Origin of the sequence: Streptomyces sp. NPDC059003, assembly GCF_042740445.1 — a bacterium.
Classification (GTDB): Bacteria; Actinomycetota; Actinomycetes; order Streptomycetales; family Streptomycetaceae; genus Streptomyces.
The window spans coordinates 1-14512 of the sequence record NZ_JBHYJH010000113.1 but is presented as its reverse complement, the minus strand read 5'-3'; the positions used below and the strand labels follow the sequence as shown (position 1 = coordinate 14512).

At 73.5% G+C, this 14512-nt stretch carries 13 protein-coding genes; 11 read left to right on the top strand and 2 right to left on the bottom strand.

Annotated elements, in window-relative coordinates; translation table 11 throughout:
- The first annotated feature begins 118 nt into the window (after window positions 1–118).
- Window positions 119–1063, top strand: a complete 945-nt coding sequence (locus ACFWZ5_RS31115) for a DUF2510 domain-containing protein (RefSeq protein ID WP_384798668.1) — start codon at window positions 119–121, stop codon at window positions 1061–1063.
- 7 nt (window positions 1064–1070) lie between these two features.
- Here ACFWZ5_RS31115 and ACFWZ5_RS31110 read toward each other — a convergent pair whose 3' ends face one another.
- Window positions 1071–2285: an amino acid deaminase/aldolase gene (locus tag ACFWZ5_RS31110; protein ID WP_384798665.1), complete on the bottom strand. Its 1215-nt coding sequence runs from the start codon at window positions 2283–2285 to the stop codon at window positions 1071–1073.
- A gap of 208 nt (window positions 2286–2493) precedes the next feature.
- On the opposite strand from ACFWZ5_RS31110, the gene ACFWZ5_RS31105 reads away from it, so the two are divergent.
- The 3 genes from ACFWZ5_RS31105 (at window position 2494) to ACFWZ5_RS31095 (ending at window position 6120) form a co-directional block, all read left to right on the top strand.
- Window positions 2494–4074, top strand: a complete 1581-nt coding sequence (locus tag ACFWZ5_RS31105) for a hypothetical protein (protein ID WP_384798662.1) — start codon at window positions 2494–2496, stop codon at window positions 4072–4074.
- Window positions 4075–4100: 26 nt separating this feature from the next.
- Window positions 4101–5264, top strand: coding sequence for a type VII secretion-associated serine protease mycosin (gene mycP / locus ACFWZ5_RS31100; RefSeq protein ID WP_384798659.1), 1164 nt, complete (start codon window positions 4101–4103; stop codon window positions 5262–5264).
- A gap of 124 nt (window positions 5265–5388) precedes the next feature.
- Entirely contained in the window at window positions 5389–6120 is a 732-nt protein-coding gene (locus ACFWZ5_RS31095; protein ID WP_384798656.1) for an SseB family protein, read from the top strand.
- 6 nt (window positions 6121–6126) lie between these two features.
- Here the strand turns inward: ACFWZ5_RS31095 and ACFWZ5_RS31090 are convergent, their stop codons facing one another.
- Window positions 6127–6501 (bottom strand): DUF1844 domain-containing protein, encoded by a 375-nt coding sequence (locus ACFWZ5_RS31090; protein ID WP_384798653.1) that lies wholly within the window; start codon window positions 6499–6501, stop codon window positions 6127–6129.
- Window positions 6502–6872: 371 nt separating this feature from the next.
- Between ACFWZ5_RS31090 and infC the strand changes: the two genes are divergently transcribed.
- The 7 genes from infC (at window position 6873) to pheT (ending at window position 14380) form a co-directional block, all read left to right on the top strand.
- Window positions 6873–7532, top strand: coding sequence for a translation initiation factor IF-3 (gene infC, locus ACFWZ5_RS31085; protein ID WP_384798709.1), 660 nt, complete (start codon window positions 6873–6875; stop codon window positions 7530–7532).
- Between the two features lie 105 nt (window positions 7533–7637).
- Window positions 7638–7832 (top strand): 50S ribosomal protein L35, encoded by a 195-nt coding sequence (gene rpmI / locus ACFWZ5_RS31080; RefSeq protein WP_004944288.1) that lies wholly within the window; start codon window positions 7638–7640, stop codon window positions 7830–7832.
- Window positions 7833–7939: 107 nt separating this feature from the next.
- Window positions 7940–8323 carry a 50S ribosomal protein L20 gene (rplT, locus tag ACFWZ5_RS31075; protein WP_016642495.1) on the top strand — a complete coding sequence of 128 codons (384 nt, stop codon included), beginning with the start codon at window positions 7940–7942 and terminating at the stop codon, window positions 8321–8323.
- Window positions 8324–8488: 165 nt separating this feature from the next.
- Window positions 8489–9346, top strand: a complete 858-nt coding sequence (locus ACFWZ5_RS31070; RefSeq protein ID WP_384805728.1) for a TrmH family RNA methyltransferase — start codon at window positions 8489–8491, stop codon at window positions 9344–9346.
- Between the two features lie 57 nt (window positions 9347–9403).
- A complete protein-coding gene (locus ACFWZ5_RS31065; RefSeq protein WP_384805726.1) occupies window positions 9404–10552 on the top strand; it encodes an ATP-binding protein in 1149 nt (382 codons plus the stop codon).
- Between the two features lie 166 nt (window positions 10553–10718).
- Window positions 10719–11843 (top strand): phenylalanine--tRNA ligase subunit alpha, encoded by a 1125-nt coding sequence (gene pheS / locus ACFWZ5_RS31060; RefSeq protein WP_384805724.1) that lies wholly within the window; start codon window positions 10719–10721, stop codon window positions 11841–11843.
- A complete protein-coding gene (gene pheT / locus ACFWZ5_RS31055) occupies window positions 11843–14380 on the top strand; it encodes a phenylalanine--tRNA ligase subunit beta (protein ID WP_384805722.1) in 2538 nt (845 codons plus the stop codon). The genes pheS and pheT overlap by 1 nt, the downstream gene beginning before the upstream one ends.
- The last annotated feature ends 132 nt before the right edge of the window (window positions 14381–14512 follow it).

Genomic DNA, 14512 nt, shown 5'->3' with positions numbered 1-14512 from the left:
TGCCCGCCGGGGTGGCCCGCCCACTGACTCATGGTGTTTACGGCGCATCCGCCCCGGCGGCGGGGGGGTGGCCGTGTTTTGTTTCCCCGCCCCCCGCCCCACGCCCTAGAGTGCCGGGATGAGCATGACGCCCTCTCCGGGCTGGTACCCGGATCCGTCGACACCCGGCACCGAGCGCTGGTGGGACGGTTCCGCGTGGACCGACCACCGCCGCACGGCCTCCGTCCTGCCCCAAACGGCGGCGGGGCAGCCGGGGTTCGGTCCCACCGTGGTGCAGCCGCTGCCCTCGGCGGCGGGCGGCGGGCGCGCGAAGGTCATCGCGATGGGCGCGGCCGCCGCCGTCCTCATCGCGTCCATCGTCACCGGTGTGTTCGTGCTCAAGGACGATGACGGCGACCCCACAGCGGGCCCCGCACCCACGTCGTCCGAGCCGCCCGAGCCCGACCCGACGACCTCCGATCCGGACCCGACGACCTCGGCCGCCGACCCCGACCCGGACACCCTCGTCGACCAGCTCAACGGCATCACCCTGCCCGTCCCCGACGGCTGGGAGAAGGCCGACAACACCGTCGGCGACGAGCTCACCCTGCAGACGCCGGACACCTACGACTGCCCCGGCGACCCCGGCTTCTGCCGCCACGGCGCCATCAGCACGAGCACCGCGACCGGCACCGACGAGCGCTCGCCCGAGAAGCTCGCCAAGCGCGACATCGAGGACGCCGCCGACGCCGCGTACGACCACGACGCGATCGACCGCAAGCCCTTCGGCGGCATCACGCGCCACCAGCAGGTCAAGACCGGCACCGTCGCCGTCGCGGGCCGCGGCGGCTACTTCGTACGCTGGCGCGTCCACACCAAGAAGGGCCCCGGCGGATACGTCCAGTCCCTCGCGTTCCCCTCGAGCACCGGGTCCGAGGCCATGGTCATCGTCCGCTTCCACGTCGACGCCGCGGACGGGGCGCCGCCGCTGTCCGACATCGACAAGGTGATCGACGGGATCAGGCCGGTCGGCGACAGCGAGACGGGCGGGGGAGTGGGCAGCAGCGTGGAGCCGACGCCCTGACCGCCGCTCAGAGGAACGTGTGCCCCTCGCCCCGGTACGTCGGGACGGCCGCCGTCACCCGGTCGCCCTCGACGAGGTGCAGCGTCTCGAACCGCTCGCACAGCTCACCGGCCTTGGCGTGCCGGAACCACACCTTGTCGCCGATCCGCAGCTCGTCCGCGGGCGGCCCGACCAGCGGCGTCTGCACCTCGCCCGCGCCCTCCTGCGGGTCGTACCGCAGGCCCTCGGGCAGATACGGCACCGGCGACCGGTCGGCGCCCGCGACCCCGGACGCCGGATAGCCGCCGCCGAGCACCGTCACCACGCCGGGACCCGGCCTGCGCACGACGGGCACGGCGAACAGCGCGGCCGGGCGTCCGCTGAACGACGTGTAGTGGTCGAAGAGCCGCGGCAGATAGAGCCCCGACCCGGCGGCCACCTCCGTCACCGCGCCCTCCGCCGCCGTGTGCTGGACGCTGCCCGTACCGCCGCCGTTGACGAACTCCAGGTCCGGCACGGCCGCCCGCACCGCCCGGATCGTGTCCGCGCGGCGCGCCGCCAGCTCCTTGCGGGCCGCGGACTGCATCAGCCGCACCGCCCGCGACCTGGCCGGATGCCCCGCCACGGAGTCCCCGACACCGGCCACATGACCCTCGTACGCCATCACGCCCACCAGGCGGAACCCGGGCCTGCGGCTGATCGCCCGCGCGAGCGCCGCCACTTGGCCGGGGTCGTGCAGCGGCGAGCGCCGCGCGCCGATCCGCACCCGGCCCCCCATCAGGCGCAACGACGTGTCCAACTCCAGGCACACCCGCACCACTTCGCGCCCGCCCCCGCGCGCCTCGTCGATGAGGCGCAGCTGCGCCGGGTCGTCGACCATCACCGTCACGGCGGCCGCCAGCTTCGCGTCGCCCGCGAGCTCGGCGAACGCCGCACGGTCCGCCGACGGATACGCGAGCAGCACGTCGTCGAAGCCGGACCGGGCCAGCCACAGCGACTCGGCGAGCGTGAACGACATGACCCCGGCGAACCCGTCCCGCGCCAGCGCCCGCTCCAACAGCGCCCGGCACCGCACGGACTTGCTGGCGACCCGGACCGGCTTCCCGCCCGCCCTGCGCACCAGATCGTCGGCGTTGGCGTCGAACGCCGCCAGGTCCACGATCGCGAGCGGCGCGTCCAGAGCGGCGGTGGCCCGGTCGTAGCGGGCCCGGTCAGCGGCACGGTCTGCAACTCGGCCAGTCATGGGCGCAGCCTGCCAGACACGGCTACCGGAGGGTAGGGGGATGATCCGGGCAGATCGGCCCGGGCCCCGGCCTCAGTGCCCGTGGGGGTCATGTCAGCCCGTAGAGTGACGCGCACGCAGGGAGCGCGCGACGCGACGGAACGGGGGGTGCATGAGCACGGAGGCGCGAAGGCCCCCCGTCCCCCCACGGCCCGGCACGCCGCCACCGGTGCCCGCACCGCCTGCCGACGCCGCCCCCGCCGCTCCGGACGCCTTGGACGCCTTGGACGCCTCGGACCCGGCGGACGACCGGACCCCGCCGCCCCCGCCCGCCAGCGCCCGCTTCCCCGACGTACGCCCTCCGGTCGACCGCGACTGGGTCCTCGGCGCGCCCCGCCCGGCCCCGGACGACACGGTGATGGCCGACCTCCTGGCCCCCTTCGACCGGGCCCGGGTCCCCACCCGCGCGGCCGACCCGCAGGACGACCCCGCGCCCACGAGGACGGACGCCGCCGACCGGGACGACGCGTCGGCGGACGCTGCTGCGGATGAGGCCGCGGGCGGGACCGGGGCCAAGGCTGAGACCGCGACTGAGGCCAAGGCCAAGCCCAAGCCCAAGGCTGAGATCGGGGCCGGGACCGCGAGCGAGACCGAGGCCGAGGCCGCCGCCGACGCCATGACGCACGCCCCCACGGCGGACGCCGCACCGGTCGCACCGGCCGCACGGCCCGCGCCGCCGCCCCCGCCCGCCTCGGCCCGTCTGCCGGACGCACCACCACCCCCCGCCGCCCCGGCGGTACCACCCCCGCGCCCCGCCACGCCCCCACGCCCGTCGACCGCCCTACCCACCGACGACGCGGACGGCACGAACGACGCGGACGGCACGGGCGACGTGGACGGCACGGACAGCGCACCGCCCCGAACCCCCGCCGCCCGCAGGCCCGTCGGAGCCGTGGACCTCACCCCGCGCACCGACACGGGCCGCCCCTTCGTCTTCCTCGCCCGGCCCGCCCTGTACGACGACACCACCACCCGGCTGCGCCCCGTCCGCGCCTGGGCGCGGCCGCGCGTGGCCGCCGCCGTCGCCTGCGTCGTCCTCGGGCTCGGGCTCATCGGCGGTGCGGTGACCGGGAGTTGGCTGACCGGCGAGTCGGACGCGGCCGGCAGCGCCCGCGACACGTACGCCGCGGCGGGCCAGCTGTGGCACAGCGTGCCCGTCGACGACCTGTTCCCGCCCACCATCGCGGGCGAGGGCGCGGGCCCCGGCGGCGCCGACCGCACCTGGAACCGCGTCGCCGTCGCCCCCGACAGCGGCTGCAAGCGCGCCTTCGACCCGCTGCTGCGCAAGGCCCTCGCCCCCGTCGGCTGTCTGCGCCTGCTGCGCGCCACGTACGCGGACGCCACCCGCAGCCACGTCACCACCGTCGGCCTGCTGTTCACGAAGGCCGACGCCGCCGCGATGCGGGCCCTGCGCACCCGCTTCACCGACGAAGGACTCGGCCGGCGCACCGACCTGATGCCCCGTCCGTACGCCCCCGAGGGCACCCTCGCCGCCGGGTTCGGCGACGCCCAGCGGGCCACCTGGACCCTGTCGGTGCTGCCCGACGCCCCCGTGGTCGCGTACGCCGTCTCGGGATTCGCCGACGGCCGCGCCGTCACGGAGCCGCAGCCCGCCGCCGACGCCGTGGAGCCCGGCGCCACCACCGCCCCCGCGCAGGCCGGGCTCGGCCACGACGCGAAGGGCATCGCCGACCGCGTCGAGCGGAGCCTGCGCAAGACCGCCACCGCCGACACGGAGACATCGCGATGAGCGGAGGCAGCCCGATGAGACTCCGCATGGGACTCCGCAGAACGACGGTCACCGCCCTCGCGGCGGCGCTCGTGCTGCTGCCCGCCGCCGACGCGGGCGCCGAGGACGGCATCCGCGCCCAGCAGTGGGCCCTCGACACGATGGGCACCGGCCAGGCGTGGCGCACCACGAAGGGCGAGGGCATCACCGTCGCCGTCCTCGACACCGGCGTGGACGGCGCCCACCCCGACCTCAAGGGCAACGTGCTGCCCGGCAAGGACATGGTCGGCTTCGGAGCCCGGCGCGGCGACCGGACCTGGGCCCGGCACGGCACCGCCATGGCCGGGATCGTCGCGGGCCACGGACACGGCGCGGGCCGCGGCGACGGCGTGCTCGGCATCGCCCCCGAGGCGAAGATCCTGCCGGTGCGGGTGATCCTCGAAGACGGCGACCCGGCCCGCAGGAAGGCCCGCTCCACCCGCGGCAACGCCCTCGCCGAAGGGATCCGCTGGGCCGCCGACCACGGCGCCGACGTCATCAACCTCTCCCTCGGCGACGACTCCAAGTCCGCGCACCCCGAGCCGACGGAGGACGCCGCCGTCCAGTACGCCCTGAAGAAAGGTGCCGTCGTCGTCGCGTCCGCGGGCAACGGCGGCGAGCGCGGCGACCACATCTCGTACCCCGCCGCGTACCCCGGAGTGATCGCCGCGACCGCCGTCGACGAGAACGGCGAACGGGCCTCCTTCTCCACGCGGCGCTGGTACGCCACCGTCAGCGCGCCCGGCGACGACATCGTGATAGCCGACCCCGACCGCAAGTACTACGAGGGCTGGGGCACCAGCGCCGCCTCCGCCTTCGTGTCGGGCGCCGTCGCCCTGATCCGCGCGGCCCACCCCGGCCTCACCCCGGCCCAGATCAAGAAGCTCCTCCAGGACACCGCCCGCGACGCCCCGGCCGGCGGCCGCGACGACTCGCGGGGCTACGGCCTCATCAACCCCGTGGCCGCGCTGCGCCGCGCCGAGGCGCTCAAGCCGGAGTCCCTGCGGACGGCGTCGCACGGCAAGGAGTACGCCAAGAAGTACTTCGGCCCGGGCCCGTCGGCCGCCCCCGCCGACGACGCCCCGGCGGGCTGGCTGGGCCCGGTGGTGGGGGGCCTGGGGGTGGCACTCCTGGCGGCCGGGGCCTGGCTGTGGCGGGCCCGCCGCCGATAGGACACTGCCCGCGGCCGCCGATGGCGATGAACCCCCACGAGGGGCGTCCCCCGGTGTCCGAGTGGAAACGGGCGGGCGGGTGGGGGGGAAACCCGCCGCGAAGCGGCGGACTAGTGTCGACGACGTGCAGACGAAAAACATCCCCGACCCCGGCTACTCCGACGACGACGGCTCCGCCGACCCCGCGCTCCGGGCGGCCCTGGAGTCCTGGTCCCAGGACCGCACCGCCAACGGTCCGGTCCTGTCCGCGCTGGCGGGCGCCCGCCTCCTCGTCCCCGTGGTCGCCGTCCTCGGCGAGGTGGAGGAGGACGAGAACGGGCTGCGCCGCGAGAAGACCAGCGACATGGCGGTGCCCACCCTCAAGGCGGGCCACCGCACCGCGCTGCCCGCCTTCACGTCCACCGAGGCCCTGGCCCTGTGGGACCCGAACGCGCGCCCCGTGGCCGTACCGCTGCACCAGGCCCTCCAGGCCGCCGCGCACGAGAAGGCCGACACGATCGTCCTCGACCTCGCGGGCCCCGTCCCCTACGAGCTGAACCGCGCCGCCCTGATCGCCCTCGCCGAGGGCCGCCGCAGCACCGACGCGCTCACCGACCCGGCCGTCGTCGCGGCCGTGCGCGCCGCCGTCGCGGCCGAGCCCGCCGTCCTGCGCGCCCACCTCGGCCCCGGCACCGCGGACGGCACCCTCGCCCTGGTCCTCGACCCGGCCGCGACCCCGGCCGACGCCGTCCGGCGCGTCGCCGAGGCCCTCGCGGCCGACGACACACTGAGGGCCCGCCTGGTGCGCGGCCTCGACCTGGCACTCCTGCCTGCCGAGGCGACGCCACCGGGCGAGCCCCTGTACGTACGCCGGTGAACGGGGTCAGCCGAAGACCGGCCCCGTGTACTTCTCGCCGGGCCCCTGACCGGGCTCGTCCGGCACCAGGGACGCCTCGCGGAACGCCAGCTGCAGCGACTTCAGACCGTCCCGCAGGGGGGCCGCGTGGAAGGAGCTGATCTCCGTCGCGCTCGCGTCCATCAGACCGGCGAGGGCCTGGATCAGCTTGCGGGCCTCGTCGAGGTCCTTGTGGGTCTCGCCCTCCTCGGCGAGGCCCAGGTTCACCGCCGCCGCGCTCATCAGGTGCACCGCGACCGTCGTGATCACCTCGACGGCGGGGACGTCCGCGATGTCGCGGGTCATGGCGTCGAAGTCGGGATTCGCGGGCGCGGGGGTGGCGGCGGGGCTCGTGTCACTCATGCCCCACACCCTAGGCGGCCCACGAGCGGTTAGCCCCACCCCCCGGGACCTGCTAACCTTGGGTGACGACCGGCCGGACATCCATGTTTCCGACACAGTTCAGACACAGGGACCCGGCCCACAAGTGGAGGCTCCGATCTCCCACCTAGCCGCTCCCCGAGCGGCGGGTCACCGGTCAGGCGGCCGAAGCCTCGTGCAACGGCCCGCCCGATGCGCCCCGCGGTCACCGCGGAGGTGCTCCGGTAGTGCGCGGAGCCCCTTCCTGTGATCGGTCGGGGCATTTTTTGTGCACCGGCACGGTTAGGTCGTACGAATACAGACGTTACGCGGCTGTCCGCCAGACCGTCGCGTGGTGCTACCGAGGAGGATCCATCAGCGCCGAGCCCCGCATCAACGACCGGATTCGCGTTCCCGAGGTGCGACTTGTCGGTCCCAGCGGCGAGCAGGTCGGGATTGTTCCGCTTGCCAAGGCCCTGGAGCTTGCGCAGGAGTACGACCTGGACCTGGTCGAGGTCGCGGCGAACGCCCGTCCGCCCGTGTGCAAGCTCATGGACTACGGGAAGTTCAAGTACGAGTCGGCCATGAAGGCCCGTGAGGCGCGCAAGAACCAGGCGCACACGGTCATCAAGGAGATGAAGCTCCGGCCGAAGATCGACCCGCACGACTACGACACCAAGAAGGGTCACGTCGTCCGGTTCCTCAAGCAGGGCGACAAGGTCAAGATCACGATCATGTTCCGTGGTCGCGAGCAGTCCCGTCCGGAGCTCGGCTTCCGGCTGCTGCAGCGCCTCGCCGAGGACGTCCAGGACCTCGGGTTCATCGAGTCGAACCCGAAGCAGGACGGCCGCAACATGATCATGGTCCTCGGTCCGCACAAGAAGAAGACCGAGGCGATGGCCGAGGCCCGTGAGGCCCAGGCGGCTCGTAAGGCGGACGCGAAGGCCAACCCCGGCAAGTCGCAGAACGCCGCCGAGGAGGAGCTTTCCGAAGCCCCCGCCGAGGCCCCGGCCGAGGCTTCCGCCGAGGCCTGATCCCCGGACGCGAGTCCAGGGATGCCAACCGAACACATGACGCTTCCGGATGCCCGGTTTCACGACCGGGCATCGGAGCGCCACTGACGAGGAGAGAACGGCGCTATGCCGAAGAACAAGACGCACAGCGGTGCCAGCAAGCGCTTCAAGGTCACCGGCTCCGGCAAGGTGCTCCGCGAGCGCGCCGGCAAGCGCCACCTGCTCGAGCACAAGTCGTCCCGTCTGACGCGTCGCCTCACCGGCAACGCCGAGATGGCCCCGGGCGACGCCAAGAAGATCAAGAAGCTTCTCGGCAAGTGACGTCGCGGCCCCCGGATCACCGGGGGCCACGCGACGCCAGGACCGGGACATCAGTCGAAACCGGGCCGTGTGAGGACCACCACGGCCCCGCTACAAGGAGTTAACAAGTGGCACGCGTCAAGCGGGCAGTGAACGCCCACAAGAAGCGCCGGGCGATCCTCGAGCAGGCCAGCGGTTACCGCGGTCAGCGTTCGCGCCTGTACCGCAAGGCGAAGGAGCAGGTCACCCACTCCCTCGTCTACAACTACAACGACCGCAAGAAGCGCAAGGGCGACTTCCGTCAGCTGTGGATCCAGCGCATCAACGCCGCTGCCCGCGCCAACGGCATCACCTACAACCGCTTCATCCAGGGTCTGAAGGCCGCCAACATCGAGGTGGACCGCAAGATCCTCGCGGAGCTGGCCGTCAACGACGCCAACGCGTTCGCCGCGCTGGTCGAGGTCGCGCAGAAGGCCCTGCCGTCCGACGTCAACGCCCCCAAGGCCGCGTGACGTTGCACTGAGCTTGAGCCGTGATTGGACCCGCAGGCCGTGTGCCTGCGGGTCCAATCACGTTCGGCTCGCGGCCGGCTCGGCACCGCCGGCCACCGCCGTCTCGGCTGAGCGCCGTCGCGGCGGGATTCAGCCCCCCACCTCCGTGAAACCGAAAGCGACTCGATGGCACACGGTCCCGAACTGATCTCCCCTCGTTCCCCGCGCGTCAGTGGTGCGCGGCGGCTCGGCAAGCGGAACTTCCGCGGCAAGGAGCGGCTGTTCCTCGCCGAGGGGCCGCAGGCGGTGCGGGAGGCGGCCGGGCACCGCGGGGGCGGGCTGCCCACGCTCGTGGAGCTGTTCACGACCGTCGAGGCCGCCGAGCGGTACGCCGACATCGTGGGCGCCGCACGCGCGGCCGGGGCCCGGGTGCACCTCGCCGACGAGGGCGTCATCGCCGACATCTCCACCACCGTCACGCCGCAGGGGCTCGTCGGCGTGTGCCGGTTCCTCGACGTGCCGTTCGCGGACATCCTCGCCGGGCGCCCCAAGCTCGTCGCGGTGCTCGCCCACGTCCGCGACCCGGGGAACGCCGGGACCGTGCTGCGCTGCGCCGACGCCGCGGGTGCCGACGCCGTGGTCCTCACCGACGCGTCCGTCGACCTGTACAACCCGAAGGCCGTGCGGGCGTCGGTCGGCTCGCACTTCCATCTGCCGGTGGCCGTGGGCGTGCCCGTCGAGGAGGCCGTACGCGGCCTGAAGGGCGCGGGCGTGCGGGTGCTCGCCGCCGACGGCGCGGGCGAGGACGACCTGGACGCCGAGCTCGACAAGGGCACCATGGGCACGGAGACGGCCTGGATCTTCGGCAACGAGGCCTGGGGGCTGCCGGAGGAGACCCGCGCACTCGCCGACGCGGTGGTGCGCGTTCCGATCCACGGCAGCGCCGAGAGCCTGAACCTCGCGACGGCGGCTGCCGTGTGCCTCTATGCCTCTGCCCGTGCACAGCGCGCCTCCGGAGGGTGCCGCTCCGTCACCCTCGGCTAGTAGTGTGTCGGGCTCGAGGGCCCACTGCGCCGGTTCCGAGAGGCGGGGATACGGGGAATGAGCGTCGGCACGAGCAGACCACCGGGAGTGCGGGACATCCTGTGCCCACCTCCTGGCCACGCGGGCCCGGCGGGCCCGGGGCTCGGCGAGCTCGGCATCGACCCGGACGACCTGCCCGACGGTCTCGTCGTCGCCGACGAGCAAGGGCACGTGATCTGCTTCAACGCCACCGCGGCCCGCATCACGGCCGTGCGCCCCGCCGACGCGCTCGGCACCGCCATCGAGCACGCGCTGCCCCTGGAGGACCTCGAAGGCCGGCGCTGGTGGCAGGTGACCGACCCCTACGGAGGCCCCGCCACGCGCGTCGCGCAGCCCGAGCGCAATCTGCTGCTCCCCGGGGGCCGGGAAGTCCTCGTCTCCGCCCGCTACGTACGGTCGCGGCCGATCGGCCCGGTGCGCAGGCTCGTCGTCTCGCTGCGCGACACCGAGGCGCGGCGGCGCACCGAGCGCAGCCACGCCGAGCTGATCGCCACCGTCGCCCACGAGCTGCGCTCGCCGCTGACGTCCGTGAAGGGCTTCACCGCGACGCTGCTCGCCAAGTGGGAGCGCTTCACCGACGACCAGAAGCGGCTGATGCTGGAGACGGTCGACGCGGACGCGAACCGGGTCACGCGGCTGATCGCCGAGCTCCTCGACATCTCCCGGATCGATTCCGGGCGGCTCGAGCTGCGCCGTCAGCCCGTCGACATCGGCGCCGCCGTCGGCCGCCACATCCAGGCCCACGTCGCCGCGGGACAGGACGCGGACCGCTTCCTCGTACGCCTCCAGCAGCCGCTGCCCGATCTGTGGGCCGATCCGGACAAGATCGACCAGGTATTGAGCAATCTCCTGGAAAACGCGGTGCGCCACGGTGAGGGAACTGTCACCATCGACGTGGCGTCCTCGCCGTCCCTACGGGTACGGGGGGCGACCGATACCGCGGTCACCGTCAGCGACGAGGGCTCCGGTATTCCGGAGGAGTCGATGGGCCGCGTGTTCACCCGCTTCTGGCGGGGCAGCAAGCGCGGCGGGACGGGACTGGGGTTGTACATCGTGAAGGGCATCGTGGAGGCGCACGGCGGTCGGATCACCGTCGGCCGTGCGGCGAGCGGCGGCGCCCAGTTCCGATTTACGTTGCCCGTGGGGGCTCCGGCGTATCTTCAGTGATCGCCGTCCGAGCAGCCCGCGGGCGCATTCGTTCACCACACCCCCGTTAGACTCGGTCGTTGGCACCTTTTGCGTCCCCTTAGCGGGACGAGTCCCCTGAGTGGGACGTATCGTCTCCGACTCCTTGACGGGGATCATCGCCAGCCAACCGGAAGCACGGGAAGAGATGTCGGCACCGAACAAGTCGTACGACCCTGTCGAGGTCGAGGCACTGAAACCTGAAGAGATCGAGCGCATGCGGGACGAGGCGCTCGCCGCCTTCGCGGCCGCCGCCGACCTCGACCAGCTCCAGGAGGCGAAGACCGCGCACACCGGCGGCACCTCGCCGCTCGCGCTGGCCAACCGCGAGATCGGCGCGCTGCCCCCGCAGGCCAAGGCCGAGGCGGGCAAGCGCGTGGGCATGGCCCGCGGCGCCGTGAGCAAGGCGCTCGCCGCCCGCCAGACCGAGCTCGAGGCGGAGCGGGACGCGCGCGTCCTGGTCGAGGAGGCCGTGGACGTCACGCTGCCGTACGACCGCGTCGCGGCGGGTGCGCGGCACCCGCTGACCACGCTGTCGGAGCGCATCGAGGACATCTTCGTCGCGATGGGCTACGCGGTCGCGGAGGGCCCCGAGGCCGAGGCCGAGTGGTTCAACTTCGACGCCCTGAACATCGGGCCCGACCACCCGGCGCGCGGCGAGCAGGACACCTTCTTCGTCGCCGACGAGAGCGGCTCCGCCGAGTCCGGCGTGGTCCTGCGCACGCACACCTCGCCGGTGCAGATCCGCTCGCTCATCGACCGCGAGCCGCCGGTGTACGTGATCTGTCCGGGCCGGGTGTACCGCACCGACGAGCTGGACGCCACGCACACCCCGGTCTTCCACCAGGTCGAGCTGCTCGCCGTGGACGAGGGCCTGACCATGGCCGACCTCAAGGGCACCCTGGACCACATGGTGCAGGAGCTGTTCGGCGGCGAGGGCATGAAGACCCGCCTGCGGCCGAACTTCTTCCCGTTCACGGAGCCGTCCGCCGAGATGGACATGGTCTGCTACGTGTGCCGCGGCGAGTCCGTGGGCAACCCCGACCGCCCCTGCCGCACCTGCTCCAGCGAGGGCTGGATCGAGCTCGGCGGCTGCGGCATGGTCAACCCCAAGGTGCTCAAGTCCTGCGGGGTCGACCCCGAGAAGTACAGCGGATTCGCCTTCGGGTTCGGCATCGAACGGATGCTGATGTTCCGCCACAACGTCGAAGACATGCGAGACATGGTCGAGGGTGACATCCGCTTCACCCGGCCGTTCGGGACGGAGATCTGATGCGCATCCCGCTTTCCTGGCTGCGGGAGTACGTGGACTTCCCCGCCACCGAGACCGGCCGCGACGTGCAGGCCAAGCTGATCGCCGCGGGCCTCGAGGTCGAGACCGTCGAGCAGGTCGGCGAGGGCCTCAAGGGCCCGATCGCCGTCGGCAAGGTCCTCACCATCGAGGAGCTCGAAGGCTTCAAGAAGCCCATCCGCTTCTGCACGGTCGACGTCGGCCAGGCCAACGGCACCGGCGAGCCGCAGGAGATCGTCTGCGGCGCCCGGAACTTCGCGGTCGGCGACAAGGTCGTCGTGGCGCTGCCCGGCGCGGTGCTCCCCGGTGACTTCGCGATCGCCGAGCGCAAGACGTACGGCCGGATGTCCCGCGGCATGATCTGCTCCGGCGACGAGCTGGGCATGGGCGACGACGGCAGCGGCGGCATCATCGTCCTGCCGCCCGAGCACGAGATCGGCACCGACGCCATCGAGCTCCTCGAGCTCGTCGACGAGGTCCTGGACATCGCCGTCACGCCCGACCGCGGCTACTGCCTGTCGCTGCGCGGCGTCGCCCGCGAGACCGCGACGGCGTACGGGCTGCCGCTGCGCGACCCGGCGCTGCTCGACGTGCCGGCGCCGAACTCCTTCGGCTACCCGGTGCAGATCAGCGACCCGGCCGGCTGCGACCGCTTCACCGCGCGCACCGTCACCGGCCTGCGCCCCGACGCCCGCTCGCCGATCTGGCTGCAGCGCCGCCTGCAGAAGGCGGGCATGCGCCCGATCTCGCTGGCCGTCGACATCACCAACTACGTGATGCTGGAGCTCGGTCAGCCGCTGCACGCCTACGACCGCTCGCGCGTCCAGGGCACCATCGGTGTGCGCCGGGCCGAGCAGGGCGAGAAGTTCACCACCCTCGACGGCGCCCAACGGGTGCTCGACGCCGAGGACCTGGTGATCACCGACGAGCGCGGGCCGATCGGCCTCGCGGGCGTCATGGGCGGCGCCAACACCGAGATCGCCGACCACGACGAGGAGCAGGGCACCACCGACGTCGTCATCGAGGCCGCGCACTTCGACCCGGTCTCCGTGGCCCGCACCGCGCGCCGCCACAAGCTCGGCTCCGAGGCCGCGCGGCGCTTCGAGCGCGGCGTCGACCCGCAGGCCGCGTCCGCCGCCGCGCAGCGCACCGTCGACCTGCTCGTGCTGCTCGCGGGCGGCACCGCCGAGGCGGGCGTCACGGAGGTCATCGCGCCCTCCGCGCCGCGGACGATCACCATGCCCGCCGACCACCCGGACAAGGTCGCCGGTGTCGCCTACGGCCGCGAGACCGTCGTACGCCGCCTCCAGGAGGTCGGCTGCGACGTGTACGGGCAGGACGACCTGACCGTGACCGTGCCGTCCTGGCGGCCCGACCTCGCCGAGGTCAACGACCTCGCCGAGGAGGTCATTCGCCTTGAGGGCTACGAGAACCTGCCCTCGACGCTGCCGAAGCCCCCGGCCGGGCGCGGCCTGACCGAGCGGCAGCGGCTGCACCGCCGCGCCGGGCGCGCGCTCGCGGGCGCCGGTTACGTGGAGGCGCCGAACTACCCGTTCCTCGGTGAGCAGGTCTTCGACCAGCTGGGCCTCGACAAGGACGACGCGAACCGCCGGGTCGTCAAGCTCGTCAACCCGCTGTCGGACGAGGAGCCCGCTCTCCGTACGACGCTGCTGCCGGGCCTGCTCGCCGCGCTGCGCCGCAACGACGGCCGGGGCAGCCACGACCTGGCTCTGTTCGAGACGGGTCTGGTCTTCCACCCGTCGGCCGAGGCGGCCACTCCCGGTCGCCTGCCCGTCGACCGGCGTCCCACGGACGAGGAGATCGCCGAGCTCAACAGCGCCCTGCCCGAGCAGCCGCGGCACGCCGCCGTCGTCCTCGCGGGCGCCCGCGAGCGCGCGGGCTGGTGGGGCAAGGGCCGCCCGGCCGACTGGGCGGACGCCGTCGAGGCGGCCCGCACCCTGGCCCGCGAGGCCGGGGCCGAACTGATCGTCCAGCAGGGCCAGTACGGGCCGTGGCACCCGGGCCGCTGCGCCGAGCTGAGCGTCTACCTGGACAGCGCCGAGGGCCCCGAGGGCGAGCGCGGGAACATCGTCTCCATCGGTCACGCCGGTGAGCTGCACCCGCGCGTCATCAAGGCGCTCGGCCTGCCCGCCCGCAGCTGTGCGATGGAGCTGAATCTCGACCTCCTCCAGGAGGCCGGCGAGGGGGCGCTCCGGGCGCCGCGCATCTCCGCCTTCCCGGTGGCCACGCAGGACGTCGCGCTCGTCGTCGACCAGGACGTGCCCGCCGCCGTCGTCGAGGCCTTCCTGCGCGACGGCGCGGGTGAACTCCTGGAGGACATCCGCCTGTTCGACGTCTTCACCGGCGAGCAGATCGGCGCGGGCAAGAAGTCCCTGGCGTACGCGCTGCGCTTCCGGGCCGCCGACCGCACGCTGACCGTCGACGAGGCCTCCGCGGCGCGCGACGCCGCCGTGGCCCGTGCGGCCGAGGTGACGGGGGCGGTGCTGCGCGGGGCGTGAGCCCACCCCGCCGGGTCGTGCCGCTCGCGGGCCGCTGAGGCCCGCCGACGGCCGTCCGGCGTGACAAGGCGCTGATGAGGGGCGCATCCGTGGACACGGATGCGCCCCACACTCGTATGAGTGACAACGAGG

What these genes read in the sequence shown, in the direction of transcription:
- ACFWZ5_RS31115 (WP_384798668.1), top strand. Translation starts at nt 119, where the DNA reads ATGAGCATGACGCCCTCTCCGGGCTGGTACCCGGATCCGTCGACACCC.
- ACFWZ5_RS31110 (WP_384798665.1), bottom strand. Translation starts at nt 2,285, where the DNA reads ATGACTGGCCGAGTTGCAGACCGTGCCGCTGACCGGGCCCGCTACGAC.
- mycP (WP_384798659.1), top strand. Translation starts at nt 4,101, where the DNA reads ATGGGACTCCGCAGAACGACGGTCACCGCCCTCGCGGCGGCGCTCGTG.
- ACFWZ5_RS31090 (WP_384798653.1), bottom strand. Translation starts at nt 6,501, where the DNA reads ATGAGTGACACGAGCCCCGCCGCCACCCCCGCGCCCGCGAATCCCGAC.
- rpmI (WP_004944288.1), top strand. Translation starts at nt 7,638, where the DNA reads ATGCCGAAGAACAAGACGCACAGCGGTGCCAGCAAGCGCTTCAAGGTC.
- ACFWZ5_RS31070 (WP_384805728.1), top strand. Translation starts at nt 8,489, where the DNA reads ATGGCACACGGTCCCGAACTGATCTCCCCTCGTTCCCCGCGCGTCAGT.
- ACFWZ5_RS31065 (WP_384805726.1), top strand. Translation starts at nt 9,404, where the DNA reads ATGAGCGTCGGCACGAGCAGACCACCGGGAGTGCGGGACATCCTGTGC.
- pheS (WP_384805724.1), top strand. Translation starts at nt 10,719, where the DNA reads ATGTCGGCACCGAACAAGTCGTACGACCCTGTCGAGGTCGAGGCACTG.
- pheT (WP_384805722.1), top strand. Translation starts at nt 11,843, where the DNA reads ATGCGCATCCCGCTTTCCTGGCTGCGGGAGTACGTGGACTTCCCCGCC.